The organism is Tenacibaculum discolor (genome assembly GCF_003664185.1).
GTDB lineage: Bacteria > Bacteroidota > Bacteroidia > Flavobacteriales > Flavobacteriaceae > Polaribacter > Polaribacter discolor.
On the sequence record NZ_RCCS01000008.1, the window covers coordinates 124,993 to 149,708 of the forward strand.

Here is a 24,716-nt window from a genome sequence, read left to right on the forward strand (position 1 = left end):
GAATGGGATTTCAAATAGAAAACATTAAAGAATCTAAAGAAAAAACTTTTGATTTTGATAAGTTATTAAAAAAAGAAATAAACTTATTTGGAAAATCATTTTCTAACAAAAAGAAAGAAAGTTTTTACACAGAGTTGTATGTACTTTTACAAGCTGGACTGGAATTAAAAGATGCATTAGAGTTAATTTCAAAAGAGCAAAAAAAAGAAACAGACGAACAGTTAATTGAATCTATTATTGAAAAACTTATTTCTGGAAAAAATTTTTCAGAAGCTTTACAAGAAAAAAAGCTTTTCTCTACTTATGAATATGTTTCAATTCAAATAGGAGAAAGAACAGGAACTCTAAATAAAGTTATAGAAGAATTAGGTAATTATTTCAAAAAGAAAAATGAGCAGAAAAGAACTGTTTTAAACGCTCTCTCCTATCCTATTATAATTCTTACAACTGCATTTTTAGCTGTAGGCTTTATGTTACAATTCGTAGTACCTATGTTTGCTGATATTTTTAAACAAAATAATGTTGAACTTCCTTGGATTACTACTAAAATTATAATGATTTCAAACTTTTTCAAAAACTATTACTGGGTTCTATTTTTAGTAATTGTAATTACAGTAGTTTTAAGAAAGTTTTTCAAAAATACACTATGGTATCAAAGAATTAGTTCTAAAATAATTTTAAGACTACCTTTTATTGGTGAATTTGTAAAAAAAGTAAAGGTTGCTCAATTTACACAAGCACTCTCTTTACTTATAGGTGCTAAAGTTCCTTTATTAAATGGCATTCAACTTACACAGAAAATGATTAACTTCTATCCCTTGCAACAAGCCTTAAACAATATAGAAAATGACATCTTAGTAGGAAAAACATTATCAGAAAGCATAAAAAAACATTCTATTTTCGATTCAAAAATGATTTCTTTAACTAAAGTTGCAGAAGAAACAAACCAAAATCAGGTTATTTTTGAGCGATTGACAACCCAATATAATAAAGATGTAGAGTATAAATCAAAAATGTTAAGCACAGCTTTAGAACCATTAATTATTTTAATTTTAGGAATAGTTGTAGCTACAATACTTATAGCTATGTACATACCAATGTTTAAGTTAAGTACCGTTATAGGTTAATCCTTTACTATTTCCTTTAAATTTTTGTCTTGGTCTACTTCCCAAATATTAAAAACTCCATCACCGTCAAAATCACTAACAGCAGTTGCTCTAGCTTTAAATGAGTTATTTGTAGCTTCAATTATTTCATAGCTATAATAAGCTGTTCCTCCTTGGTTAATATTTTTAGGAATAATAAAGTCTACCTCATTAAAATCATTTGAATATTTTGAGTGTAAGTAGAAATAGCTTTTTTGCAATCCATACAAATGGTTTAGTTGAACTTTAGCTTCAATGCTTTTAGCTTTTGAAATTTGTGGCATTAAAGAAGGTAATGCTATTAAAATAAGAATTCCTATAATAACTAAAACAACTAAAAGTTCCTGTAAGTTATAAGCATCTACCTTTTTTGAAAATTTCAATTTCATCTCTGTTTTTTTGATTTTTGTCAAAAGTATTAAAAATGAAATAATTCTTTACATTTGCCTCTGAAATTTAAAGTTTTTATGAAAAAGAAAGTATTGATGCTTCTCTCTGCATTAGTTTTAACAAATTGTGAAGCCATATTCGTTGAGAATATTTCAGATAAAAAAATCACCATTGTCTCTCCTGCTAATAAAGTTAAGCTAGATGATCCAGAAATAGTTTTTTCATGGAATAAACTGGATGACGTAGACGTATATCACTTAAAAGTTATTACCCCAAACTTTAGTAACATTACCAAAACTGTACTAGATACAGTGATTGCAAAATCTTTATTCTCAAAAAAACTAAGCTCTGGTGATTATGAGTGGAGTATTATTGGAAAAAACTCCGAGTATCAAACACAAGAAACTAGAAGCTCTTTTACTATAAATTAATTATTAAATATTTTGAAAAAGAAATTACTCCTATTTTTTTTATTATCCAGTTCTATCCTTTTTTCACAACAAACAAATAATAGAATATCCAAACTGAAACATACGTTAGACAGTTTACAAACAAAAATCCCAGGACTTACTAAAAAAGTTGATTTTAGTGTTAACAATATTGAGCTTCCTGTCTTCATAAGGTCAGTAGCAAATACTCATAAAGTAAATGTAAGTATTGGTCCTGAGCTAAATAATTTTTCTTTATCTCATAATTTTTCGGATGCTACTGTTAGCAACATATTTTTGTATTTATGCAAAGAGTATTCTTTAACAATAGAACCTTTAGGAAATATTCTATCAATAAAAAAACACTCTCGTAAACCTATTTTTAAAACAAAAAATATACCTGTAGAATATGATTCAACTATTGATAAATTCTCTATTGAATTAAACAACGATACGTTGTCTGTTGCTTTTAAAAAAATAACCGATGTAACAGGTAAAAACTTAGTGTATTCTATTGGTTTAGGGAATAAACGGATATCTGGTTATATTCAAGGAAAAACTTTTGAAAGTGCAATAGATAAATTAGCTTTTTCGAACAATTTGTTAGTTACAAAAACAAAAGACGATTATTACTTATTTGAAGAAGCTTCTACTATATCAAACACAGTAAGCGTTAAATCAAAACAAAGACCAAGAAGATATCGAAGTTCTAACTTTTTTTATCAAGTAAACGATACGATAAATAAAATTATAAGTGTTGATTTTGAAAACACTGATATAGCTTCAATTATTAAAAATATTGGTTATGATTTAAATGTTGGAATTTTCACAAACACTTCACTAACAACGATAGGAAAAGCTTCTATAAAAACAGACAGTATAACCTATGACAGGTTGTTATATAAGTTATTAGAAGACACTCCTTACACATATAAAAAAGAAGAAAATTTATACTTTTTAGGAAAAAGAGAGCAGGCTTCTTTAAGGAGTGTGGTAACTGTACCTTTATTACATAGGTCTATTGAGATTATGGCTGCCCCGATGAATAACAGGAATCAATTTAGCTATAATACTTCTTCTTTCAATCAAAATACAAGTAATAACAACTATGCCCAAAACTATAATAGGGATGGCTTTAACAATCAACAACAAACTATAAATACAAGAAACAATAATAGATCTTTCAATACTTATAATAATAAAGCAGAAGCTTTAATTAATATTCTACCAAAGGAGATAATAAATGATTTAGAAGTAAAAACAGATATTGAAAGAAATAGTTTTATAATAAGTGGAGATGCTCAAAAAATAGAGAAGTTTAAATCTTTTATTAAGGAAATTGATAAGCCTGTACCTGTTATTCTCATAGAAGTAATGATTTTAGAAGTAAATAAATCTGCAACAGTTGAAACAGGGGTTGAATTAGGCTTAGGTGAAAAACCTGTTAACAATACTGGTCAATTATTCCCTTCCGCTGATGTAACACTTGGAGCAACTACTATTAATAAAATCATAGGAGGGTTTAATGGTTTTGGTTCACTAAATGTAGGTAAAGTAGTTCCTAATTTTTATGCAAAGATCAATGCTATGGAGGCTAATGGAAATATTAAAATTCGTTCTACCCCTAAACTATCAACTTTAAACGGACACAAGGCTGTTTTATCAAATGGAGAACGTTCTTATTACGCTATTACAAGGAGAGATATTATAGGTTCTCAAAACCCTCAAACAACTGAAATTAAAAATTATGTTCCTATTGACGCTGATTTATCTATAGCTATAAAACCCTTGGTAGCTGGAGATAATCAAATTACAATGAGTATTAATGTAGTCCAGTCAAGTTTTAACGGAAAGAGAATAGACAAAGAGGCTCCTCCAGGAATGAACTCTAGAGAGTTTACATCTATCATTAGGGTTAAAGATCAAGATGTAGTAATATTGGGTGGGTTGGAAGAAAACTTAAAAAATGATTCGGGTTCTGGAGTTCCATTGTTGTCCAGAATACCAGTAATAAAATGGTTGTTTAGTAAAAGAAAACGTATTGACTCTAAAAAAAAGTTATCTGTTTTAATTAAACCTACAATCATTAAATAATGCTTAAAGATTGGTTTTTATATAATAATAGATTTTGTGCTGTAGAACACACTTTCAATCCTCAAGGAGAAGAAAGTTACTATTTTCTACAGTTAAAGAAAAAAGGAAAAGAGCTTCTATTAGACAGCAAAAAAACTTTTTCTACTCATAAAGAACTTATTAGTTTTCTCAAGGAATCTAAACAACAACAAATTGTTTTAGTTTTTAATAACCTACAAGTTTTAACTAAAAATATAAACAAACCTGAAAATTATCAAAATATATTTCAATTAGCATACCCTAATTTAAATAGTACAGAATTCTATTATCAATATAAAAAAACTAATGATAATATATTTTTAGCAGTAACAAGAAAGTCATACATTGATAATTTAATTGAGCTATATTCTTCTAATCAAATTTCAGTTTTAGACTTCTCTTTAGGAAACCTATCAGTTTTTGAAATTGCTAATTTATTTCAGACAACGGAAGTTACTACGTCCAATTCAAAAATACTTATTGAACACGAAAAAGTAATTAATATCACCCCAAAACACTTCAATAATAAAAATTATGATATCAATGGTTTGAACATTAACAATAATAACCTTTTATCTTTAGGTATTATTATAAGTTTTTATTTAAAGACTAATTTTTACCATACTAAAACTCATTTCAATAGCTTTAAAAATAAAGTGATTTTTAATAAAGGCTATAAAACAGCTCTGAGCTTTTGCCTTGTAATATTATTTATTAATTTTTTGTTTTTTAGTTCTTATTATAAAAAAATTACAGAATTAAACAGCTACATAGAAATAAATAACAGTACTAAGGAAAATCTAAAGTTATTGAATAATGAAGTAATAGAAAAAGAAAAATTATTGAATCAAATTCAAAATCACTCCTCAATAAGCATTGCTAAATATATAGATGAGATTGCTTATACTACACCCAATACAATATTACTGACAGAATTGAATTATCAACCTTTTTTAAATACCATTAAAGAGAAGAAAGAAATAAAGAACGAGTTAAAAACAATAAGAATCAGTGGTAATTTTAAATCCAATTCAGATATTAGTAATTGGGTAGATATAATAGAGAAACTTACTTGGGTTAAAGAAGTTTCTAAATTAGAAATAGAAAACACGAGACAAACTTCAAAATTTCATTTTTCAATAATTATAAAAAATGAGTTATAAAAAGAAAAATATCATTCTAATTATTTCTTTCTTGACATTATTGAGTTTCATATATGTGTTCAACGTTTCTAAAACATTGAGCTACAAAAAAAAACTCAGTGATTTACTACAAGAAAAAGAAAAAATTAATAATAGTACTGTTGAACTAAAACTACTTAAAGAAAAATCGATATACTTAGACTCAATTTTAAAACAAGAAAACATATCTGTTACTAACTCTTTTCAACAAATTATTCTAAAAAAAATAAATGAATTCAAAAAAGAAAACAAAATTGAACTAATTGAATTCAATACGTCTATAAATGTCATAGATAACAACATGAATGTCCAACTATATCCTTTAATTTTAAAAGGAAGTTTTAATAAATTATTATCTTTTTTAAACTATATAGAACAACAGGGATCGGGAGAAATTAAAAATATTAATTTTTATAAAAAGAAAGATTATAAAACAAGTAAAAACTATCTACTTCTAAAAATACAATTAAAAAAAATTGTTACAAAAAACTAAAAACCATACTTTTACAAACGATAAAAGAAAAAACAAATTGCTAATTTAATTTCTATTACATTTTATGAAAAAAACTATGTCAAGCGTCGTAATGATGCTCTTTTGTGTATGGGGGTATACACAAGAATTACCAAATATTATTCCACCTTCACCAACAAGTTATGAATTAGGGAAGTATGGTCAAATTCCAATAGGAATGTTCACAGGCACTGCGAATGTTAACATCCCTTTTTTTGAATATAAAACAAAGAACCTCTCGCTTCCTATTTCTATTTCTTATAATTCGAATGGAATAAAAGTTGATCAAATAACTTCCTCTGTAGGGTTAGGGTGGAGTCTTAATGCAGGAGGGGCTATAACAAGGATTATTCGTGGACTACCTGATTCATATTACGATTATGCAATGTATGATGTACCTCCAGATGTAACAAATAGTAACAACCTTCAATTTCTTTATAATGCAGCAGAAAAAGCTATTGATACTGAACCAGATATATATATGTTTAATTTTATGGGGCAGTCTGGGCAGTTAATATTTGATAAAAACAAAAAGTTTTATACCACTACAATATCGTCTTTAGATGTAAAATATAATTCAGAATCTAATGAATTTGAAATAATAGATTCTAAAGGAGTTAAATATTTTTTTTCAGATAAAGAGTATTCACAGAGTAGAAGCGAAAAAGTGGGAGGAGATTTAAGTAGTTATACCCCTAGAGGGGTTACAGCTTGGTATCTATCTAAAATCATGCATCCTCTTGGTGACGAAATAGAGTTTATTTATGAGAATAAATCATACCACTACACGCAAGGTATTTCAGAAAATTATAGTATCATAGACGAAACAATAGATTTAGGTTGTTTAAGTAATGGTGTTTCTTGTCCAGATCCAAGAGTATACAATACATTTCATCAACTTTTTAGTTCACAAGCTTTAAACTTAGTTGAAATCAAAGCTAAAAGCCCCTCTTATGGTAAAGTTAATTTTGATTTTAATTTTCAACACCCAGAAATATCAGGATATATGTTGCTTTCTAGTTTTAGAGTTTTAGATGCTTCTAATAAAGAAATAAAGAAATTTGATTTAGTTTATGATGTAACATCAAATTCTAGGGTTTTTTTAACAGGTATAAATGATATAAATCCTAAAAAAAAGTATTACTTAGAATATATAAGCAAAGAAGGGTTGTGCAAACGTAATTCTTTTAGTCAAGATTACTGGGGGTATTATAATGGAAAAATAAATACCCATTTGGTTCCTAAATTAAGTAACAGTTCCTTTGGAAATATTGGAGCAGATAGAACTCCTGATTGGAGTTATGCTAAAATGGGTTTGTTAAAAAGAATAACATATCCTACCAAAGGTTTTTCAGAGTTCGTGTACGAACCTAATTCATGTTTCGGTAATCCAGAAACCACTTTTGAAAAACGTTATATTCCGGAGGTAAAGCTTACTCCTACAAGTTCAGTAAACGAAAGTAGTATAACATTTATTACTCCAAAAAATTTAACAACATCTAATGATTATCCAATTGAACTTAATTTTACATCTATCTTAAGACCAATACAGGATCAAATGCAATGTAATAATCAATTATCTAAAGCTTATTTAGATATTATAGATATTCAAACAAATGCTAAAATCTACACTTTCCATATTTCAGAATTAAATTCTAGTTTAACAACAGAGATTAATCTACTCCCAAATAAAAATTATAACATTGTTATTTCTTCTGATGGGTGCAAAGGAGTGAGAGCGTCACTAAGTTATTATATAGAGAATACAAAAGCAGGAGAGAATAAAAATGTTGGAGGTTTTCGAATACAAGAAATAATTACTAATAGTGACAGTAAAAAAGAATCTACTTTTTATTACTATAGCAAATTAGATAGTTTGAATGTTTCATCAGGAGATAATACTTATGAAGGATATTATATATCTAAAAGTAAGAGCAGATTGGGATGTAGCATAGGATGTTCTTCAACCGATTGTATTTATAAAATATTAAATTCTAGTAGTATAACACCTCTTTTTAATACAGGAAATAATACAACTTTTTATAAATATGTAACCGTAAGTAAAGGTTCTTTAGATTTTAAATATGGTGCAGAACAATATGAATATATTATAAATAAAGATATCCCAGCAAAGTATATATTAGGAGAATTTACTTTTTTAAGGAACAACAAATGGACCAATGTAGGATGGAATCATGGATTAGTAAAACAAAAAAAAGTTTTAAAAAAAGACTCTAAAGGAAGCTTTATAACTCTCAAAGAAAACACATATAATTATACTTTAGATAAGCGTTTAGGAAAAAAGATGAATAGTTATATAGTAAATAAGCTTTATGAACCAACTTGTTTACATGGAGATGCTAGAGACCTTGAACAGTTTGAGGTTATCTATTATACAGTTAATGCATACTGGCATTATTTAAGTTCTTCTGAGGGAAAAATATTTAATCACAAAGGTGAAAATCCAATAATTATTAAAACAAATTATTTTTATGATAACCCAAGTCATTTACAACAAACAAGAGTAGAAACGACTAACAGCCAAGGCGAAGTACTAAAAACCGAGACCAAGTATGCGCATGATGTAAATGACCAACGATTAATAGATGAACATCGTATTGCAGAACCATTAGAAGTAAAAAGGTATAAAAAAAATACTTTATTATCTTGGCAAAAAACGGTTTATGATAGTATTCACAATCCTTCAAACCTATACTTACCAAGTAAAGTTCAAACCTCAAAGGGTTCACAAGCTTTAGAAGACCGAGTAGTTTATCATAAATATGATGACAAGGGTAATCCTGTGGAAGTAAGTAAAGCAGATGGTACTCATATAGTTTATATCTGGGGGTATAATGAAACACAACCCATAGCTAAGATCGAGAACGCCAAGCTTTCTGATATTTCTCTAGCTACAATTTCAAGTCTTCAAAGCTTGTCTAATCAAGACAATGATACATGTAAAGACTCAGAATCTTGCAATGAGAAAAGTTTAAGAACAGCATTAAATAATTTAAGAAGTTTGCCGTCATTAACCAATGCTCAGATAAAGACTTTTACTTACGATCCATTAATAGGGCTCACTAGTATTACTGATCCAAGAGGTCAAACAATCTACTATCAGTACGATGAATTTAACCGATTAGAATTCATAAAAGATGCCGATGAGAATCTTTTAAAAGAGTATAAATATCATTATAAAACTAACGGGCTATGATAAAAAAAATAAAATCAAATTTTTTTATTGGAATAGTAGTTTTTCTATTTAGCTATACTAACATTAACGGGCAAGCAATTATACCTGACCCAAATGGAGATGGGACTCTTAACAAATGGTATCCTGATAATGACAAGGATGGTTATGGAAATCCAGCTATTTTCCTAGAGTCCTACACACAACCTTCTGGATATGTAACAAATGATTTGGACTGTAATGATAACAATCCAAATATTAAACCTGGAGCTCCTGAACTTTGCGATGGTATTGATAACGATTGCGATGGACAGATAGATGAAACACCTAAACCAGATACTCCAAACACTCCATCTGTTAAGAAATACTGTGGTTATACAATAATAACTAAAGGAAGTTCTCCTAGTGAAACCACTTATTATTGGCAAAGTAGTAGCTCAGGAACCAGTACGGCTAATTCAAGTACGAGTATTACCAGAACTAGTGGAACTATTTACTATCTAAGAGCTAGAAATAATACTACAGGCTGTTGGAGTAGCGCTAGAAGTGTGAGTTATGGTATCAATACGGTACCTAGTACACCAAGTACACCTACAATTACTAAAAATTGTGGTAATACAGTGTTAACCAAAGGAAATTCTCCTAGTGGAATTACATGGTATTGGCAAAGTAGCAGCTCTGGAACTAGTACCTCTAACTCTAGTTCAAGTATTACTAGAACTAGCGGAACTGTTTATTACCTAAGAGCTCGTAACGATACCTCAGGATGTTGGAGCAGTACAAGAAGTGTAAGTTATAGTATCAATACAGTACCAAGCACTCCATCAACACCAACAATCACTAAAAACTGTGGAAACACGGTACTAACGCAAGGTAATTCTCCTAGCGGAGTCACTTATTATTGGCAAAGTAGTAGCTCAGGAACCAGCACATCCAACTCAAGTACTAATACTACCAGAACTAGCGGAACTATTTATTATCTAAGAGCTAGAAATAATACCTCTGGCTGTTGGAGTAGCGCAAGAAGTATTACTTATAGTATTAGTTCTCCATCAACATGGTATGCAGATACTGATGGAGATGGTTATGGTGATGCCAATAACACAACCAGTGCTTGTGGAACTCCTAGCGGATATGTAAGTAATAATGATGATTATGACGATAGCACAGTAAATATTACCAATATTGCGCCACAAACATTTTACTTAGATACTGATGGAGATGGATTTGGAGACCCAAACAATAGCGTATACTACAGTGTTAAACCTGCAGGATATGTTACTAACAATACTGATAATTGTCCAAATGAAGCAGGTACTAACAATGGTTGTAGCTACACACCTCAAGTATTTAGCAACGAAAACTATGTGTTTACAAGAAAGTATCAAGAGCCCATGACAAACCCTACTGGAATAACGCAAAATAAAGATGTACTAGAAAGTATAACCTATTTTGATGGTTTAGGAAGAGCCAAACAAAGTATAGCAATACAAGCAGGAGGAGTTTTAACGAATAACAAAATACCTAAAGATATCGTTACCCATATAGAGTACGATGAATTTGGACGTCAAACCAAAGAATATTTACCCTATACTGTTGAAAGTGCTAATGGAGCAATTATAACTGGTGATGTAGCTACAGCTACAAAAAGCTATTACCAAATAAAGCATAGCGAGGATTTTGCAGGCGTAAGTTTACCTGATGTAAACGCTTATTCAGAAAAACAGTTTGATGGTTCTCCACTCAATAGAGTACTAAAACAAGCTGCTCCAGGAAAAGACTGGAAATTAGGGAACGGATATGAAATTGAGTTTGTATATGATACCAATATCGCTACTGAGGTTAAAAATTACTACATAACTACCACTTTTGCTGATAACACCTATACTCCTACTCTAGAGCTTAGCTCAGTGAATAATGGGTATTATGAAGCTAGAGAGCTTTTTAAAACTATTACCAAAGATGAAAATCATGATGGTAGCTCAAGTAAGTTACATACTACTGAAGAGTTTAAAAACAAGCAGGGGCAAGTAATTTTAAAACGAACCTATGCTTTAGTATCTGGTGTTGAAACAGCTCACGATACGTATTATGTATATGATGATTTTGAAAACTTAACCTATGTGTTACCTCCAAAAGCAGAAGCACAAACAGACAAACCTACTACAATAGAGTTGAACGAGTTGTGTTATCAATATAAATACGACTATAGAAACCGTTTGGTAGAAAAGAAGATACCAGGCAAAGGATGGGAATATATCATATACGATAAGTTAGACAGACCCGTTTTAACTCAGGATGCTAATTTAAAAGCTCAAGACAAATGGTTATTTACTAAATATGATGCTTTAGGAAGAGTGGTTTATACGGGCTATATGTCAAATAGCGGTAATAGAACTCATTTACAAAATATTGCTATTACAGGAGACTATACTCAATTTGAGACAATAACCTCAAAACAAACCTATGGAGGAGCTGATATTTATTATACTAAAACTGCAATTCCTAATGGTGTTACTGGAGTTTATACCATCAATTACTACGACACCTATATAGATGTACCAAGTAGTTTTTCCCCACCTACAAAAGTATATAGTCAAACAGTAACAACTAATACCAAAGGATTAGCTACGGTATCTAAAATCAAAGTTTTAGGTACAAACAACTGGATTACCACAGTTACCTATTACGATAAAAAGGCAAGACCTATTTATGTGTACTCTAAAAATGATGAATTAGAGACTACTGATATTATAGAAAGTAAGCTAGATTTTTCTGGTAAAGTGTTAGAAACTAAAACTACACATAAAAAATCAGGTAAAGCTGACATTGTAACTATAGATAGCTTTGAGTATGACCATGTAGGAAGAATGACTAAGCAAGAACAAACAATAGGAAGTAATACAGAAACTATTGTAACTAATGAGTATGACGAGTTAGGGCAACTAAAAACCAAAAAGGTTGGCGGTACTTTACAAGAGGTAGATTATACCTACAACGTACGTGGTTGGTTAAAAAACATTAACCAAGATGGTAAAAATGACAACGATTTGTTTAACTTTACTATCAACTACAACAAGCCTCAAAACGGTGCTACGCCCCTGTTTAATGGGAATATATCCGAAACTTCTTGGAATACGTTAAACACCGATACCAGTACTAAGTCTTACTCGTACAAATATGATGCTCTTAGCAGAATCTTAAGTGCAACAGGAACTCCAAATACAAATTACAATGTATCAGGAATCCAATACGATTTAAACGGAAATATCAAAAACTTAACTCGAAACGGTTGGCAAAACAGCAGTAGTTATGCTAATATGGATATTTTAAGTTATGAGTATCACCAAAATACCAACCAGCTTAAAAATGTAAATGATACAGGTAATGCTAGTTACGGTTTTAAAGATGGTTCTGAGTTAGCTACAGAATACACCTACGATGCCAACGGTAACATGCTTACTGATGCTAATAAGAATATTACAAGTGTTAAGTATAACCACTTGAATATGCCTACGGAAATTAAGTTTAACAACTCTGACACTCGTAAAGTTAATTATACTTATGATGCCAATGGGGTTAAAATAAGAAAGGTTAAAAATGATAATGGAGCTAAAACCATAACAGACTATACAGGTAAATTTATTTATGAAAAAGGCAATTTAAAACAGTTTAGTCATCCTGAAGGATACGTAGAGCGTAATAGCTCTGGAGAATTTAACTATGTATATCAATTTAAAGATAATTTAGGCAATGTAAGATTATCTTATACCGACTCTAATAAAGATGGTATAATTACTCCTAGTTCGGAAATATTACAAGAAAGAAACTACTATCCTTTTGGACTTGAGCACATAGGTTATAATAATGGAATTACAGGAGCAGAAAATAATACTAAAACTTTTCATGGTCAACATCTAGATAGAGATTTAGGCTTAGACTGGCATCTATACCGTTATAGAGTTTATGATCGTACTTTAGGAAGATTTTTGCAAGTAGATCCATTAGCTCCTTCTTATGAATATAATTCTACATATGCATATGCTGAAAATAATGTTACTTCAGGTACAGATTTAGAAGGTCTAGAATTAATGTTTGACCTAGAAGGTAACAAAGCTACCGCAAACAGAGGTGGTTTTGGTAACTGGAAAACAAACACTTATACATTACAGCAAATACGAAGTATTCAAAATCAAAAGAAAACTGAAAGAGATGCTTTATTAAATAAAATAAGTAAACTTCCTACAAGAGAACTAGCAGTAGCAAAATCAGGTACTATAGATCCCGCTGTTTTTGGTTTAATGTATCCACAATCTGGTTTTCAAGTAGCTAATGGTGTTGGTATCGGGTTCAGAGAACTAAGTATGGATTTAATGATAGGCGGTGCTTTTGTACAAGCTGGTCGCCTATTTAGAAAAGCAGAGTCTGTATGGAACTTAAACCGTTTTGCTCGTGGAAGAGCTATTGAGAATATATTAGGGGCTAACACAAGATGGGCAAGAAACTTCCCTGTTATAGATAAGTTAGAGAACGGTGTAGCTACCAGTATAAAGAGCTTAGATTTAGGAGCTAAGAGTTACCAGCAAGGAAATAGAGTATTTAATACTTTAAAAGGATATATTAATAAATTAGATAATTTTAAAGGTGCTTCATGGGGTAACATGGCTAAAGGTACTTTTGCTGATGTTCAACAAGGAAGAGACTTTACAAGTAAAGCTTTAGAACTTGCTGTAGAAAGAGGAGCAGGCTCAACTAAGCAATGGGAACAAATACAAAAAGCAGTTAATTATGCTTTAGATAAAGATATTAATGTAACAATTAGATTTATTGATTAATGAAAGATATTAAAAGTGCAAATATTTTAAAGTTTAAAGAAGGAAAGGTGTTAACATACCCTTTGAGAACAATAAAAGATGGGGGTAGTTTTCCTGTACCTCCTTTTATTATTGATAATAATTTAAGTTCTAAAGATTTAGCTGAAAGATTGAAAGAAGTACTAGAATTAAGTTCTTTAGGGCTAGAACCTCCAAGAGATAAAGAGCTTCTTTTTCATAAAGATAACATCAGTATTACTGGAATAAAGAATGTAAAAGAATATCACAAGAATAGTTTTAATGTTGGGGTGTATACAAAAGAAGGTAATTATTACATAAGCCCTTCAAATAATCTAGGTTCTAGAAAAGGTTTTCGTTATGATATAGAAAAACAAATAGTTCTACCTTTAAACTCTAGTATAGAAGAGTTGGCTTTAGCCCTAGAACAAGCCTTTTCAGAATGCAGCTAAAATAATTGTTCTGATAACAAACATAAAAACCATAGTTAGTGATAACTATGGTTTTTTTTATTTATAGGCTAGTCTAGTTTTAGCATCTCTTAAAAGAGCATCTAAATTATATAAGATAGCTTCTTTGTCTTTTTGAGGTAGTTCGCTAATATCTTTTAATCTACGTAACATATCAGCATCTTTAAGAAGTTCGTTAGTATCTGTTTCTCCAACAAGGTAAGCTACAGTAGTATCTAAAAGTTCAGCTAACCTTTTAACAGCATCAATAGATGGGTTCACATCATCACGCTCATACTTACCAATAACAGAGTGGTTAGTATTAAGAGCTTTGGCTACCTCATTTTGAGATAAATTTTTATCCTTTCTACAATCACGTAAACGCTTACCAAATGTACTCATATCAATAGTTATGATGCTTATTTAATCAATTTTCACAAATATACTGTTCAAAAACGAATTAAAAAAGCATGATATGATTTTGTAAAATGATTTATATATAGTAGTTTTGATGCAAATATGAACAAGTAAATATTTTTAAAAATGTTAGATACCACCAATACGAACAACTATAGTTATGTAACAAAACACTTAGAAATCCACATTTTAGGAGGTATTAGAGTAAATAAATTAGAAAGTTTACGGGTAACGGTATCGGTTCAAAAGCTAAAAACACAAAGTATAGTACGCCATAGTATAGACCTATACAACGATAATCAAGTAGAAAAATTTGTACGTAAGCTAGCAGAACGCTTAACCATCGGTACGAGTGTTGTACGAAAAACTTTACAAGAATTAACTCACGAGTTAGAAAATTACAGGTTTTTACTACTGGACAAACAAGAACAAGAGAACAAACCATTTTATAAAGAACTCACAGCTATAGAAGAAAAAGAAGCGAAAGCCTTTTTGAAAAAGAGGAAGTTGTTAGCTAACACAAATGAGTACATCGGCAAGAGCGGTGTTATAGGTGAACACGTAAACCGCCTGCTGATGTATCTCATATTTACTTCTCGTAAAACTAGCAATCCCTTACACTGTATTAGCTTAGGAAGCTCAGGAGCAGGAAAAACACACCTACAATCAAAAGTAGCAGAACTCATACCAGAAGAAGATAAGGTGGAAATTACGGTATTAAGTGCAAATGCTTTTTATTACTTCAATCGTACAGAATTACAACACAAACTTATTTTAATAGAAGATCTAGACGGAGCAGAAAGTGTACTCTACCCACTACGAGAATTACAATCTAAAAAGAGAATAACAAAAACGGTAGTACATAAAGACAGTAAAGGAACAACGAAGACAATACACCTTACGGTAGAAGGCCCTGTAAGTGTAGCAGGCTGTACCACTCAGGAAAGTATATATGAAGATAATAGCAACCGTAGTTTTTTACTGTATATAGATGAAAGCGAGGAACAAGACAATAGAATAATGCTGTATCAGCGATTAGCTACTGCGGGTAAAGTAGATGAAGAACAAGAGTTTTTAGCAGCGGAGTTACTAAAGAATATTCAACGAGTACTAAAACCAATAAAAGTAATTAATCCATTTGCAGAATATTTAGAGTTACCACAATCCGTATTTAAACCAAGAAGAACCAACGCACACTATCTACAGTTCATTAACGCTATCACTTTTTACAAACAATATCAAAGAGAGAAGCAATACAACAAAGAAACAGGAGAAGAATATATTGAAACTACTATCGAAGACATACAAGAAGCAAACGAACTCATTACTGAAGTACTCCTAAGAAAATCAGATACTATCACAGGAGCTTGTAGAAACTATTTAGAAGAATTAAAGAAATATCTAACAAAAGAAAATCAAACCACTTTTACAGCTATAGAAATCCGTAAACGATTAAAAGTAAAAAAGACTACACAATGGAGGTATCATAAACAATTACTAGAAAACTACTACATCAAAACAGTACAAATAAAAGGAGAAAAATTATACAGATACGAAGTAATAAACCCTAATGAATACAAAGAGTTAGAAGAAGCAATAAGCAAGTCGTTACAAGAATGTATTACTAAAATAAACAGTTCCACTGTTCCAAATCGTTCCACTAGTAAAACGGAACGATTAACTAAAACAAAAACAACAAATTAACTCACTGTTCCATAAAATCCCCAAAAAGGTCAACCGAGGTAGAAAAAATAAATAGTTCGTACTATGAAAAAATTAAAGCTACATAACAAGCATTACAAAACACTATTACAATCCTTTACCGAGTGGTTAGACATTTTAGGCTATGCTCAAGGCACAGTGTATTTAGTCCCTATAAAAGTGCAAGAGTTCTTTTACTGGTTAGAATCCCAAGGGCATACACACATTAGTACTATTACTCCCGCTTTAGTAAGTAACTATTACGAATATTTAAAACAACGTTCCAACCAATACAAAGGAGGTGCTTTAAGCAACGCTTATCTCAATATGCACCAAACAGCACTACGAAAACTAAGAGATTATTTAATAGCCCATAATGCTGATACACTCCTTAGAGTTCATTTAATGGCAGAGAAAAACGATACAGAAGAACGCAGTAATATCTTAACCCAATTACAAATAAAAACACTTTTTAAGGCAACAGAATACAGTCATACTTGGTATCGCATACGTTTACGAGATAAAGCCATACTTACTTGCCTATATAGTTGTGGGCTACGTAGGTCAGAGGTCATGAACCTAGATATTAAAGATGTACTTTTTGACCGTGAGCGCATCCATATCCGTAAAAGCAAAAACTACAAAGAGCGTTTTGTTCCTTTTAACTCTTACAACTCCCGAATATTAGAAGATTATTTATACGAAGCTCGTCCAAACTTTTACAACTTTGATAGTAGCGATGCTTTTTTTATCAGTACTAAAGGCAGTAGAATTACAGGGCAAACCCTCTACAATCGAGTATTAGCAATAGCCAAAGCTACATCCGATAAAGCGATTATAGAAAAGTCGATAACACCTCATATACTCCGTCATAGTATAGCTACCCATCTATTAGAAAAAGGAGTGCCTATCGAAAGTATTAAAACATTTTTAGGACATAGTAGCTTAGCATCTACACAACTCTATACACACTTATTAAAAACAATTAGCGATGAATAAGACCAAAAAAAGTACCTCCAATTATGTAGACTTTACCAATTATTTACAAACCCTCGGTTATACCGAAAAAACCATAGAAACGAAACTAAGAGAAGTCATCAGCTTTACGAACTGGTGTAGCTCAAAAGGCATCACTGTATACACCATTACTTACCGAAGTTCATTAGAATACATTAACTACTTAAAAAATCAAAAGAACAGTAAGAGCACTATCAATGGTAAACTAGCACATTTACGTACGTATTTTAATTACCTAACAAACGGAGGGCATCGAAAAGACAATCCTGTTGAGAATACCACCATCAAAGGAACACCTGAACCACTTAGCTACACCATCTTAGATACAGAAGAACTAGAAGATCTGTATTACAGTTTTGAAACCGAAAATATAGATAACTCATATCGCAGATTAACCGCCAAACGCAATAAGATTATTGTTGGCTTTATGGTATATCAAGGGCTTAGTACCAGTGACCTTAAAGGACTTTTGTTAGAACATCTACAACTCAGCAAAGGAAAGATCTATATACCTGTTTGCAATCGTAGCAACTCACGAACTTTAGAATTAAAAGCGTGGCAAATAATGGAACTTATCGAGTATACCAATGAAATAAGACCTTTACTCATAAAGAGTGTAAGAAACCCTGTAGATTATCGTCAGCTTTTTCCTTATGGTGCTCAGTTCAATCTTTTAAAAGAACTCTTTAAAAAGCTAAAAAGATACAATCAAAAAGTAAGCAGTATCAAACAGATACGAGCCTCAGTCATTACCCATTGGTTAAAACAATATAATTTACGAAAGGTTCAATATTTAGCAGGTCATCGTCATATAAGTTCTACAGAGCGTTACCTGCAAGACGATTTAGAAAACCTACACGATATAGTAAACAACTTCCACCCGATAAGCTAAAAAGCAAATTATACAAAGGGACATCTGCTTAGAAGGTAGACGGCCTATGGTGGATGGATATGGTTATTGAGCGTAGTCGAAATAAGCCTACACTTACCACCGCATCTGTACTTTATGGCATCCAAGGCTATTACAGCATATTGTTTTTTGCATCGTCCATCGCTCATTCCACACACAAAAATCTGCAAGCAGTATTTTTGTACGCTCCATGTATCCACGTAAAAAAACAAAAAGCTGTAGCCAACGCACTAGCCATAAACTACCCAAAGCTATGTTAACATAACGGGCAGTTATAGTCCTCTTACGCTCCTCTCCAGGGTCTATAACTCCATTATGTATAAATAGCCGCTTCCAGCCCCAGCACGCCACCGCTACTGCCAGCGCACTACGTTTAGAATATTATAGTTGCTACGCAAATAGCAAGGTGTGTTTTAAGACCCTAAAAACATGATTAAACGGATGCCACCGCACCGAATTTGCATACAAAAAGCGTCGCAAAATCCTCGCTTGCTACAAGTGTTCGCAAGCTCACATCTTTGCTAGTTTTTGCACACAACTCGTTCTATCGACCTCCAGAACCACAATCCGGTGCTCTAAGCAGAATGAAAAACAAGCCATTTTAAAAACGTACAAGTATCTGCCACCACGTCAGTATATTAACCTTCAATTTTAAAGGTGTTTACAAAAAGTGCCAGTATGACAATTAAAATAATTTGGATAAGTTTTTGAGATGAAAAAATCAGGCTTTTGAAAAGGATTTTTGAGCCTGACTTTAAGTAAAAAATTGTTCTTGTAGGGAGAGCAAATATATAAACTTTACTTAAAATAAAAAGTTAAAAATCCTTAAGGGGATTAGTCTCTCTCTTATGGTATGAGACAAAGGATAAAACAAGTGAAATGGCTGAAAGAAAAACCTATCACGTAACAAAAAATCCTGATGGTACTTGGAAAGGAAAAGTTCAAAATGGTGAAAGAGCTTCCGTAGTTGGAGACACTAAAGCAGACGTTGTTAAAAAAACGATTGAGTTAGCCAAAAATCAACAAAACACACAAGTTATCATTCATAAAAAAGATGGTGAGTTCCAAGAAGAAAGAACTTACGGAAATGACCCACATCCACCAAAAGGGTAATCTTTTTTAAAAACTAAGGGGAATATTTATAAGGTGTTCCCCTTTTTAATTTATATGAAAAACAAGCCATTTTAAAAACTTAGGATTACCAGCCACACCAACTACCTCTAAATCCTAAATTTTTAAAACGCTTACCATATAAAAAAACTCCTTGACATGGTTTTTATAATACAATAACTTTGTAAAAACTAAAGCAAAAATACTATGGATGGAATGAGTTACGAATACCTAATAAGAAAAGCCTATAACTGTGGGCGTGGTGGTGCAAGCGGAAATGCAGAAGCAGGATATTACAGAGATTTAGAAGTCGCTGAAAGAGCTATCGAAATACAAAACTCTATGCTATCTTTAAATGAATTAAAATATGAGTTTAGAGTAGCCGCATCAAGAGTTAGTAACAATATAGGTACTGCAATACGATACGTTATAAATACCCATTATTTTACAGAGCAAACCGAAGAATACAAAGAGAAGTTAGAAAAACTGAAAGCTGAAATATCTCTGTGTATAGACAAAAAGATTATAGATAAAGTAATCGAGGAAACTCATGACGTATTTAGAAAACTAGACTTAAAAATGGGGTAATATATTATAGCTTATATATAGACAACTCCTACATGAGCCGTATATAAGCCGTATATGTTCCGACTTAGGTCGAGTGCTAGTGCTATATATCTCCACAAAAAAAGCACCCTCAATCGAGGATGCTAGTACAACAAAAAAGTTGTTAATCGAACTAAAATACGTTGGTAACCTTCATCGTATTACCTTGCGATAAAATGTAATCCGTACCGCCTACCTGTTGGTAGAACTCAATACCCAAACAAGAGATAACGCTTACTTCTGCATCAGTAACCACGCCCCCTGGTATGGTAGCTGTCAACGTGATAGCAGAGCTATTACTACCCAAAGGCTTTACTGTATCACTTGCCACAATACCAATGCTGTTTTGCTCAACAACTACAGGCTCGTAAGTACTTGCTCCCTCATCGTATGTGTAGTCAGAAACTAACCCCACCGCAGCTACTAACTTAAAATGAGTAGCTCCTGTAGGTGCAACAATAAAATTAGCAGGTGTAAAAGCAGGAATATCGTAAGTAACCTCATTACGGTCAGCATTAATACTAGCGGTATAAGGGGCTGTAAAAACCGAGGTTAAACTTAACTTATTGTTTAAATCTAACCCCGCTAACAACTCTTTGTTCGCTGAAAGTGTTATAGGCCTTTTACCTCTAACTCCTGCACCTTTTAGGTTAATAGTCTTAAAAATCTTTGTCAACTGTGCAGCTAATCTGCTACCTGCCATGATCTGAAGTACACCACTCAAAGCGGTTCTTAATGCCTTACCAACCTTGGCAGCTCCACCAAACTCGGTATTGTTCTCTCTCGTACGTGCAAAGTTTGGGTCACTTTGTATACGTTCCTTTGTAGGTCCTCCAGCCATACGGGCTAAATACTCTCCATTAGAAGTGTAAAACGATACACCACCAATATTACCTACTAACTTAATTAATCCTTTTTGCTTACTCATAACATAAAGATTTAGAGGCTCACCTTAAAAAGATAAGCGGGTTACACAATAAAAAAGCTTGGACTAGTCATAGCAAATTGGTTAGCAAACCAACGTAACATGGTTACATAAAACACAACTTCAAAAACGGTGCTAAACTCACAAAAGAAATGTTAAAGTTTAGTTGTAAGGTAGTTGGCAAAAAATTATCTTTGGTCTACGATAATGCAGGCGGGACGTTCTTTTTATAAAAATTGTATATGTAGTCTATGAAAAAAGGGTATGCGGAGAAAAAAAACGCTGTAACTTGTTTAACTTTACTATCAACTACAACAAGCCGCAAAATGGTGCTACGCCGCTGTTTAACGGGAATATAAGCGAAACTTCTTGGAATACGTTAAACGTAGATACTAGTACTAGAGGATATAAATATAGCTATGATGCACTGAACAGAATTACAGCAGCCACAGGCGATGCAGGCGGAAATTATAACGTATCAGGAATCACTTACGACAAGAATGGTAATATCCAAAGCTTAAACCGAAATGGTTGGCAAAACAGTGCTACATTTACCGATATGGATAAGTTAGTGTACTGGTATGGCAATGGAAATAGGTTAAATTATGTTACTGATGGAGGTAATAATAATTACGGGTTTAAAGACGGTAATAAGGTAGGTAATGATTATGATTACGATGCCAATGGTAATATGATTAAGGACTTAAATAAAAATATTACCTCAATCACCTATAATCATTTAAACTTACCTTTAGAAATAAAGGTTAACAACTCCGATAGTCAAAAGATAAACTATACATACGATGCAATAGGTACTAAACTAAGAAAAGTTATTAATGACAATGGCAATATTACTACCTTAGATTATGACAATGGGTATACTTATGAAAATGATGAGTTACAATATTTTCCGACTGAAGAAGGGTATGTAAAGAAAGATAATACAGGGTTTAAGTATGTATACCAATACAAAGACCACTTAGGAAATGTTAGATTATCCTATACAGATAATAACAATGATGGTATTATACAAACTTCAGGTACTAGTTCAGAAATAATAGAGGAAAATCATTTTTATCCTTTTGGTTTAAAACATAAGGGGTATAATGGTAATGTTTCTTCTATTGGGAATTCTGTGGCTCAGAAGTTTAAATTTAATGGCAAGGAATTTGAACAATCATTAGGGTTAAATTTATATGAGTATGGAGCGAGAATGTATGACCCTTCTACTGCTTTATTTACATCAATTGACCCTAAAGCTGATGTTTACAGTAATCAATCTCCTTATATTTACGCAGCAAATAATCCTATTTTCTATGAAGAGAAAAATGGAGAGTTTCCATTACCTCCAGGGTGGAAGAAGTTTGCTAGAGCTGCATTAAATTATTTAGGTGATGCAACCAAGGGGAGCTCAGTTTCTCAGCTTTATGTTGGTTGGATGAGTGCTGGTGTAGAAAGTTTATCAGATACACAAACTGACTCTGAAGATTATGCAAATAGGACAGCAACAGGTATAGCTCAAGCAATGGATGGAGATTATAAAAGTGCAGCTATAAACCTTAATGTTGAAGGTGCTGGTGATATGGCGGCTATGAATACCACAGTACAAGCTGCTAAAAATGGCGATATGCAAGCTGCTGGAGGATTAGCTTATACTGCTACAGCAGCAGTTGCTTCAGTTGTTACCCCAGCTAAGTCTAAAGGGAAATTATCTGGGCCTAAAGTAAAAACAATTACAATAGACGCAAAGAAACACCCTCAATCTGCAACTCACTTAAGAGAAGCTATGAATGCTGGAAAGCCAAATGTAGGTGTTGTTGATAGAGCGGGAGCATCAAAAAGAAGAAGAGCTCATTTAAAAGGAACAAAAACGAAGAAAGGGATGGATAGAGATGAAGCTCCTCCAGCTGTAATTAACACAGGACAAGCTGCTAGTGTTAAGTTAATAAATAGCTCTGATAATAGAGGGGCTGGTTCATCAATTGGACATCAATTAAGAGGAGTTAAAAATGGAACACAGGTTAGAATAATTCCTATTAACGAGAATTAAACATTTAGATAATGAAACATTTAGAAAAAAACAAAGAGCTAGATTTTATACCAGAAAAATTTGAAAGTGAAATTATTTATGGTGAAGATAAAGAGTATATGAGTTTTTTGAAAATTCATAATGGTGGATATTTTTATGGGAATTCCCTACATATATTTGGAGAAAGCAAGAACCATAATTACCATGATATAATATATTTAAATAGTTTATATAGCCGTTTTTATGGTGAGTTAACGAAAGGTATTATCTTTTTTGCTGAAGATATTTTAGGTAATATTTATGGGTTTCATAATGAAGGTGTAGCTTATTTTAATATTGAAACTTCAGATTATGAAATTATTTGTAAAGATTTTAAAAGCTGGATAAAAGAAATTAATAATGATTTGTCATATTATACGGGGAAAGATTTTTTACTTGATTTACCTAAAGAGGATAAAATTAGCTTAGCATTAGGTAAGCGTTTAGGGGCTAAATATCCATTTGTATTAGGAGGTGACTATGAAACAAGTAATTTTATTTTAAAAGATTTTGAAGAAAATATAGAGTATAATTCATCTATAGCAAAACAGATAGTTAATTTACCAGATGGAACGCCTATAAAAATTGACATCAAGTAATGATGCGATGGAAAATGGTATAGCTTCTGTTAAAAACAATGCACCAAATGCTACTGTAGAAGATAATTCTTAGTAGTGAAGTAACATAATTAAAACAAGCAAGAAGATGGACTTAGGTTCATCGGTAGTGTAGTAAAATAGTGCTTATTGAAAATAAGGTTTGATTTTATTTAAAAATCAAGAGATTAAATAAAGATACCGTTCTAAAATGAACGGTAGGTAGTGTAGTAAAATAGTACTTATTAAAAATAAGGTTTTATTTTATTTAAAAATCAATAAGTTAAATAAAGATGCCGTTCTAAAAAGGACGGCATCTTTTGTCATTTGAAATAGTAAATATTCATTAGAAACTATTAAATCTAAGTTTCTTCCCGCTTCATGTAGTAAATTAGCACCTAAAAAAAGCTATGAATTGTACAAAGTGTAATTCTTCCAATTCTATTAGAAAAGGGTTACAAAATAATAAGCAGCGGTTTTACTGTAAAAATTGCAAGAAATATTTTCAATCAGATTATAGATATCAAGCATACAAAACAGAAACAAATGATTTCATAAAAAAATTACTTAAAGAAGGTTGTGGAGTCAGAAGTATTAGTCGAATACTGAACATTTCTAGTAAAACTGTTTTATCAAGAATTCTAAAAGTAAGTAAAAAGGTTAAGATTCCATACTTTAATACCTTTGGGTGCAAATTTGAAATTGATGAAATGTGGAGTTTTATTGGTAACAAGAAAAATGTTACTTGGATAACCTATGTGTTAGAAAGAGAAACAAAAAGTATTATAGACTTCTATGTGGGTAGAAAATCAAAAGAAACAATAAAACCTTTAATTAATAAAGTTCTCTTACTTCAACCGAGTAAAATTTACACCGATAAATTGAATATTTATCCAAGTTTAATTCCCAAAAAAATTCATAAACAATTTCAGTATTGCACGAACAGAATTGAGCGAATGAATTTGAATTTAAGAACACATATGAAACGGTTAAGTAGAAAAACGATTTGCTTTACAAGAAATCAAAAATATTTAGAAGCACATTTAAAAATCTATTTCTGGACTTAAAATGTGTTTTTAACATATCACACCCTTTAATTTACTGAAAACAAACCCACTATCCTCT

General features: G+C 31.6%; 20 protein-coding genes. 17 read left to right on the forward strand and 3 right to left on the reverse strand.

The annotated features are described in order from the left end of the window. Nucleotides 1-2: 2 nt before the first annotated feature. Nucleotides 3-1,127 carry a type II secretion system F family protein gene (locus C8N27_RS11140; protein WP_121147433.1) on the forward strand — a complete coding sequence of 375 codons (1,125 nt, stop codon included), beginning with the start codon at nucleotides 3-5 and terminating at the stop codon, nucleotides 1,125-1,127. Here C8N27_RS11140 and C8N27_RS11145 read toward each other — a convergent pair. Further along, complete coding sequence (locus C8N27_RS11145) at nucleotides 1,124-1,534, reverse strand: type IV pilin protein (protein ID WP_121147434.1); 411 nt, start codon at nucleotides 1,532-1,534, stop codon at nucleotides 1,124-1,126. The two genes, C8N27_RS11140 and C8N27_RS11145, sit on opposite strands and share 4 nt — an antisense overlap. Nucleotides 1,535-1,630: 96 nt before the next feature. Here C8N27_RS11145 and C8N27_RS11150 point away from each other — a divergent pair, with 96 nt between their 5' ends. From C8N27_RS11150 to C8N27_RS11180, 7 genes are all read left to right on the forward strand, one after another. Beyond that, nucleotides 1,631-1,966, forward strand: coding sequence for a hypothetical protein (locus tag C8N27_RS11150; RefSeq protein WP_167444750.1), 336 nt, complete (start codon nucleotides 1,631-1,633; stop codon nucleotides 1,964-1,966). Between the two features lie 12 nt (nucleotides 1,967-1,978). Further along, nucleotides 1,979-4,057, forward strand: a complete 2,079-nt coding sequence (locus tag C8N27_RS11155) for a type II secretion system protein GspD (protein WP_121147436.1) — start codon at nucleotides 1,979-1,981, stop codon at nucleotides 4,055-4,057. Continuing rightward, nucleotides 4,057-5,238 carry a PilN family protein gene (locus C8N27_RS11160; RefSeq protein WP_121147437.1) on the forward strand — a complete coding sequence of 394 codons (1,182 nt, stop codon included), beginning with the start codon at nucleotides 4,057-4,059 and terminating at the stop codon, nucleotides 5,236-5,238. The genes C8N27_RS11155 and C8N27_RS11160 overlap by 1 nt, the downstream gene beginning before the upstream one ends. Before the next feature lie 76 nt (nucleotides 5,239-5,314). Then, nucleotides 5,315-5,749 carry a hypothetical protein gene (locus C8N27_RS11165; RefSeq protein ID WP_147431725.1) on the forward strand — a complete coding sequence of 145 codons (435 nt, stop codon included), beginning with the start codon at nucleotides 5,315-5,317 and terminating at the stop codon, nucleotides 5,747-5,749. 64 nt (nucleotides 5,750-5,813) lie between these two features. Next, nucleotides 5,814-8,984, forward strand: a complete 3,171-nt coding sequence (locus C8N27_RS11170) for an RHS repeat domain-containing protein (RefSeq protein WP_147431726.1) — start codon at nucleotides 5,814-5,816, stop codon at nucleotides 8,982-8,984. Beyond that, the gene (locus C8N27_RS11175) at nucleotides 8,981-13,795 is read left to right on the forward strand and encodes a DUF6443 domain-containing protein (protein WP_121147440.1); all 4,815 of its coding nucleotides are present in this window, start codon (nucleotides 8,981-8,983) and stop codon (nucleotides 13,793-13,795) included. Before C8N27_RS11170 ends, C8N27_RS11175 begins: the two co-directional genes overlap by 4 nt. Next, entirely contained in the window at nucleotides 13,795-14,244 is a 450-nt protein-coding gene (locus C8N27_RS11180) for a contact-dependent growth inhibition system immunity protein (protein ID WP_121147441.1), read from the forward strand. Before C8N27_RS11175 ends, C8N27_RS11180 begins: the two co-directional genes overlap by 1 nt. Nucleotides 14,245-14,301: 57 nt before the next feature. Here the strand turns inward: C8N27_RS11180 and C8N27_RS11185 are convergent, their stop codons facing one another. Beyond that, nucleotides 14,302-14,643, reverse strand: coding sequence for a helix-turn-helix domain-containing protein (locus C8N27_RS11185; RefSeq protein WP_121147442.1), 342 nt, complete (start codon nucleotides 14,641-14,643; stop codon nucleotides 14,302-14,304). Between the two features lie 141 nt (nucleotides 14,644-14,784). On the opposite strand from C8N27_RS11185, the gene C8N27_RS11190 reads away from it, so the two are divergent. The 5 genes from C8N27_RS11190 (at nucleotide 14,785) to C8N27_RS11210 (ending at nucleotide 19,984) form a co-directional block, all read left to right on the forward strand. Beyond that, complete coding sequence (locus tag C8N27_RS11190; protein WP_121147443.1) at nucleotides 14,785-16,362, forward strand: MTBMA_p00010-related P-loop-containing protein; 1,578 nt, start codon at nucleotides 14,785-14,787, stop codon at nucleotides 16,360-16,362. A gap of 63 nt (nucleotides 16,363-16,425) precedes the next feature. Further along, entirely contained in the window at nucleotides 16,426-17,358 is a 933-nt protein-coding gene (locus C8N27_RS11195) for a tyrosine-type recombinase/integrase (protein ID WP_121147444.1), read from the forward strand. Continuing rightward, on the forward strand, nucleotides 17,351-18,268 hold the full coding sequence (locus C8N27_RS11200) for a tyrosine-type recombinase/integrase (RefSeq protein WP_121147445.1): 918 nt from the start codon (nucleotides 17,351-17,353) through the stop codon (nucleotides 18,266-18,268). Before C8N27_RS11195 ends, C8N27_RS11200 begins: the two co-directional genes overlap by 8 nt. Nucleotides 18,269-19,165: 897 nt before the next feature. Next, nucleotides 19,166-19,399, forward strand: a complete 234-nt coding sequence (locus C8N27_RS11205; protein ID WP_121147446.1) for a DUF2188 domain-containing protein — start codon at nucleotides 19,166-19,168, stop codon at nucleotides 19,397-19,399. Between the two features lie 204 nt (nucleotides 19,400-19,603). Then, complete coding sequence (locus tag C8N27_RS11210; protein WP_121147447.1) at nucleotides 19,604-19,984, forward strand: hypothetical protein; 381 nt, start codon at nucleotides 19,604-19,606, stop codon at nucleotides 19,982-19,984. A 151-nt stretch (nucleotides 19,985-20,135) separates the two neighbouring features. Here C8N27_RS11210 and C8N27_RS11215 read toward each other — a convergent pair whose 3' ends face one another. After that, nucleotides 20,136-20,930: a hypothetical protein gene (locus C8N27_RS11215; protein ID WP_121147448.1), complete on the reverse strand. Its 795-nt coding sequence runs from the start codon at nucleotides 20,928-20,930 to the stop codon at nucleotides 20,136-20,138. A gap of 286 nt (nucleotides 20,931-21,216) precedes the next feature. Between C8N27_RS11215 and C8N27_RS11220 the strand changes: the two genes are divergently transcribed. The 4 genes from C8N27_RS11220 to C8N27_RS11235 all read left to right on the forward strand — a co-directional run bounded on the left by C8N27_RS11220 (nucleotide 21,217) and on the right by C8N27_RS11235 (nucleotide 24,658). Continuing rightward, nucleotides 21,217-22,977: an RHS repeat-associated core domain-containing protein gene (locus C8N27_RS11220; protein WP_121147449.1), complete on the forward strand. Its 1,761-nt coding sequence runs from the start codon at nucleotides 21,217-21,219 to the stop codon at nucleotides 22,975-22,977. An 11-nt stretch (nucleotides 22,978-22,988) separates the two neighbouring features. Further along, nucleotides 22,989-23,594: an SMI1/KNR4 family protein gene (locus tag C8N27_RS11225; protein ID WP_121147450.1), complete on the forward strand. Its 606-nt coding sequence runs from the start codon at nucleotides 22,989-22,991 to the stop codon at nucleotides 23,592-23,594. A 7-nt stretch (nucleotides 23,595-23,601) separates the two neighbouring features. Further along, a complete protein-coding gene (locus tag C8N27_RS16200) occupies nucleotides 23,602-23,667 on the forward strand; it encodes a DUF1508 domain-containing protein (RefSeq protein ID WP_147431732.1) in 66 nt (21 codons plus the stop codon). Nucleotides 23,668-24,001: 334 nt separating this feature from the next. Next, a complete protein-coding gene (locus C8N27_RS11235; protein WP_121147452.1) occupies nucleotides 24,002-24,658 on the forward strand; it encodes an IS1 family transposase in 657 nt (218 codons plus the stop codon). Nucleotides 24,659-24,716 lie beyond the last annotated feature (58 nt).

Excerpts from the sequence above, each read along its gene's own strand:
- C8N27_RS11235 (WP_121147452.1), top strand. The coding sequence starts at position 24,002 with ATGAATTGTACAAAGTGTAATTCTTCCAATTCTATTAGAAAAGGGTTA.
- C8N27_RS11175 (WP_121147440.1), top strand. The coding sequence starts at position 8,981 with ATGATAAAAAAAATAAAATCAAATTTTTTTATTGGAATAGTAGTTTTT.
- C8N27_RS11210 (WP_121147447.1), top strand. The coding sequence starts at position 19,604 with ATGGATGGAATGAGTTACGAATACCTAATAAGAAAAGCCTATAACTGT.
- C8N27_RS11145 (WP_121147434.1), bottom strand. The coding sequence starts at position 1,534 with ATGAAATTGAAATTTTCAAAAAAGGTAGATGCTTATAACTTACAGGAA.
- C8N27_RS11150 (WP_167444750.1), top strand. The coding sequence starts at position 1,631 with ATGCTTCTCTCTGCATTAGTTTTAACAAATTGTGAAGCCATATTCGTT.
- C8N27_RS11215 (WP_121147448.1), bottom strand. The coding sequence starts at position 20,930 with ATGAGTAAGCAAAAAGGATTAATTAAGTTAGTAGGTAATATTGGTGGT.
- C8N27_RS11205 (WP_121147446.1), top strand. The coding sequence starts at position 19,166 with ATGGCTGAAAGAAAAACCTATCACGTAACAAAAAATCCTGATGGTACT.
- C8N27_RS11185 (WP_121147442.1), bottom strand. The coding sequence starts at position 14,643 with ATGAGTACATTTGGTAAGCGTTTACGTGATTGTAGAAAGGATAAAAAT.
- C8N27_RS11140 (WP_121147433.1), top strand. The coding sequence starts at position 3 with ATGGGATTTCAAATAGAAAACATTAAAGAATCTAAAGAAAAAACTTTT.
- C8N27_RS11190 (WP_121147443.1), top strand. The coding sequence starts at position 14,785 with ATGTTAGATACCACCAATACGAACAACTATAGTTATGTAACAAAACAC.
- C8N27_RS11195 (WP_121147444.1), top strand. The coding sequence starts at position 16,426 with ATGAAAAAATTAAAGCTACATAACAAGCATTACAAAACACTATTACAA.
- C8N27_RS11170 (WP_147431726.1), top strand. The coding sequence starts at position 5,814 with ATGAAAAAAACTATGTCAAGCGTCGTAATGATGCTCTTTTGTGTATGG.
- C8N27_RS11225 (WP_121147450.1), top strand. The coding sequence starts at position 22,989 with ATGAAACATTTAGAAAAAAACAAAGAGCTAGATTTTATACCAGAAAAA.
- C8N27_RS11180 (WP_121147441.1), top strand. The coding sequence starts at position 13,795 with ATGAAAGATATTAAAAGTGCAAATATTTTAAAGTTTAAAGAAGGAAAG.
- C8N27_RS11200 (WP_121147445.1), top strand. The coding sequence starts at position 17,351 with ATGAATAAGACCAAAAAAAGTACCTCCAATTATGTAGACTTTACCAAT.
- C8N27_RS11160 (WP_121147437.1), top strand. The coding sequence starts at position 4,057 with ATGCTTAAAGATTGGTTTTTATATAATAATAGATTTTGTGCTGTAGAA.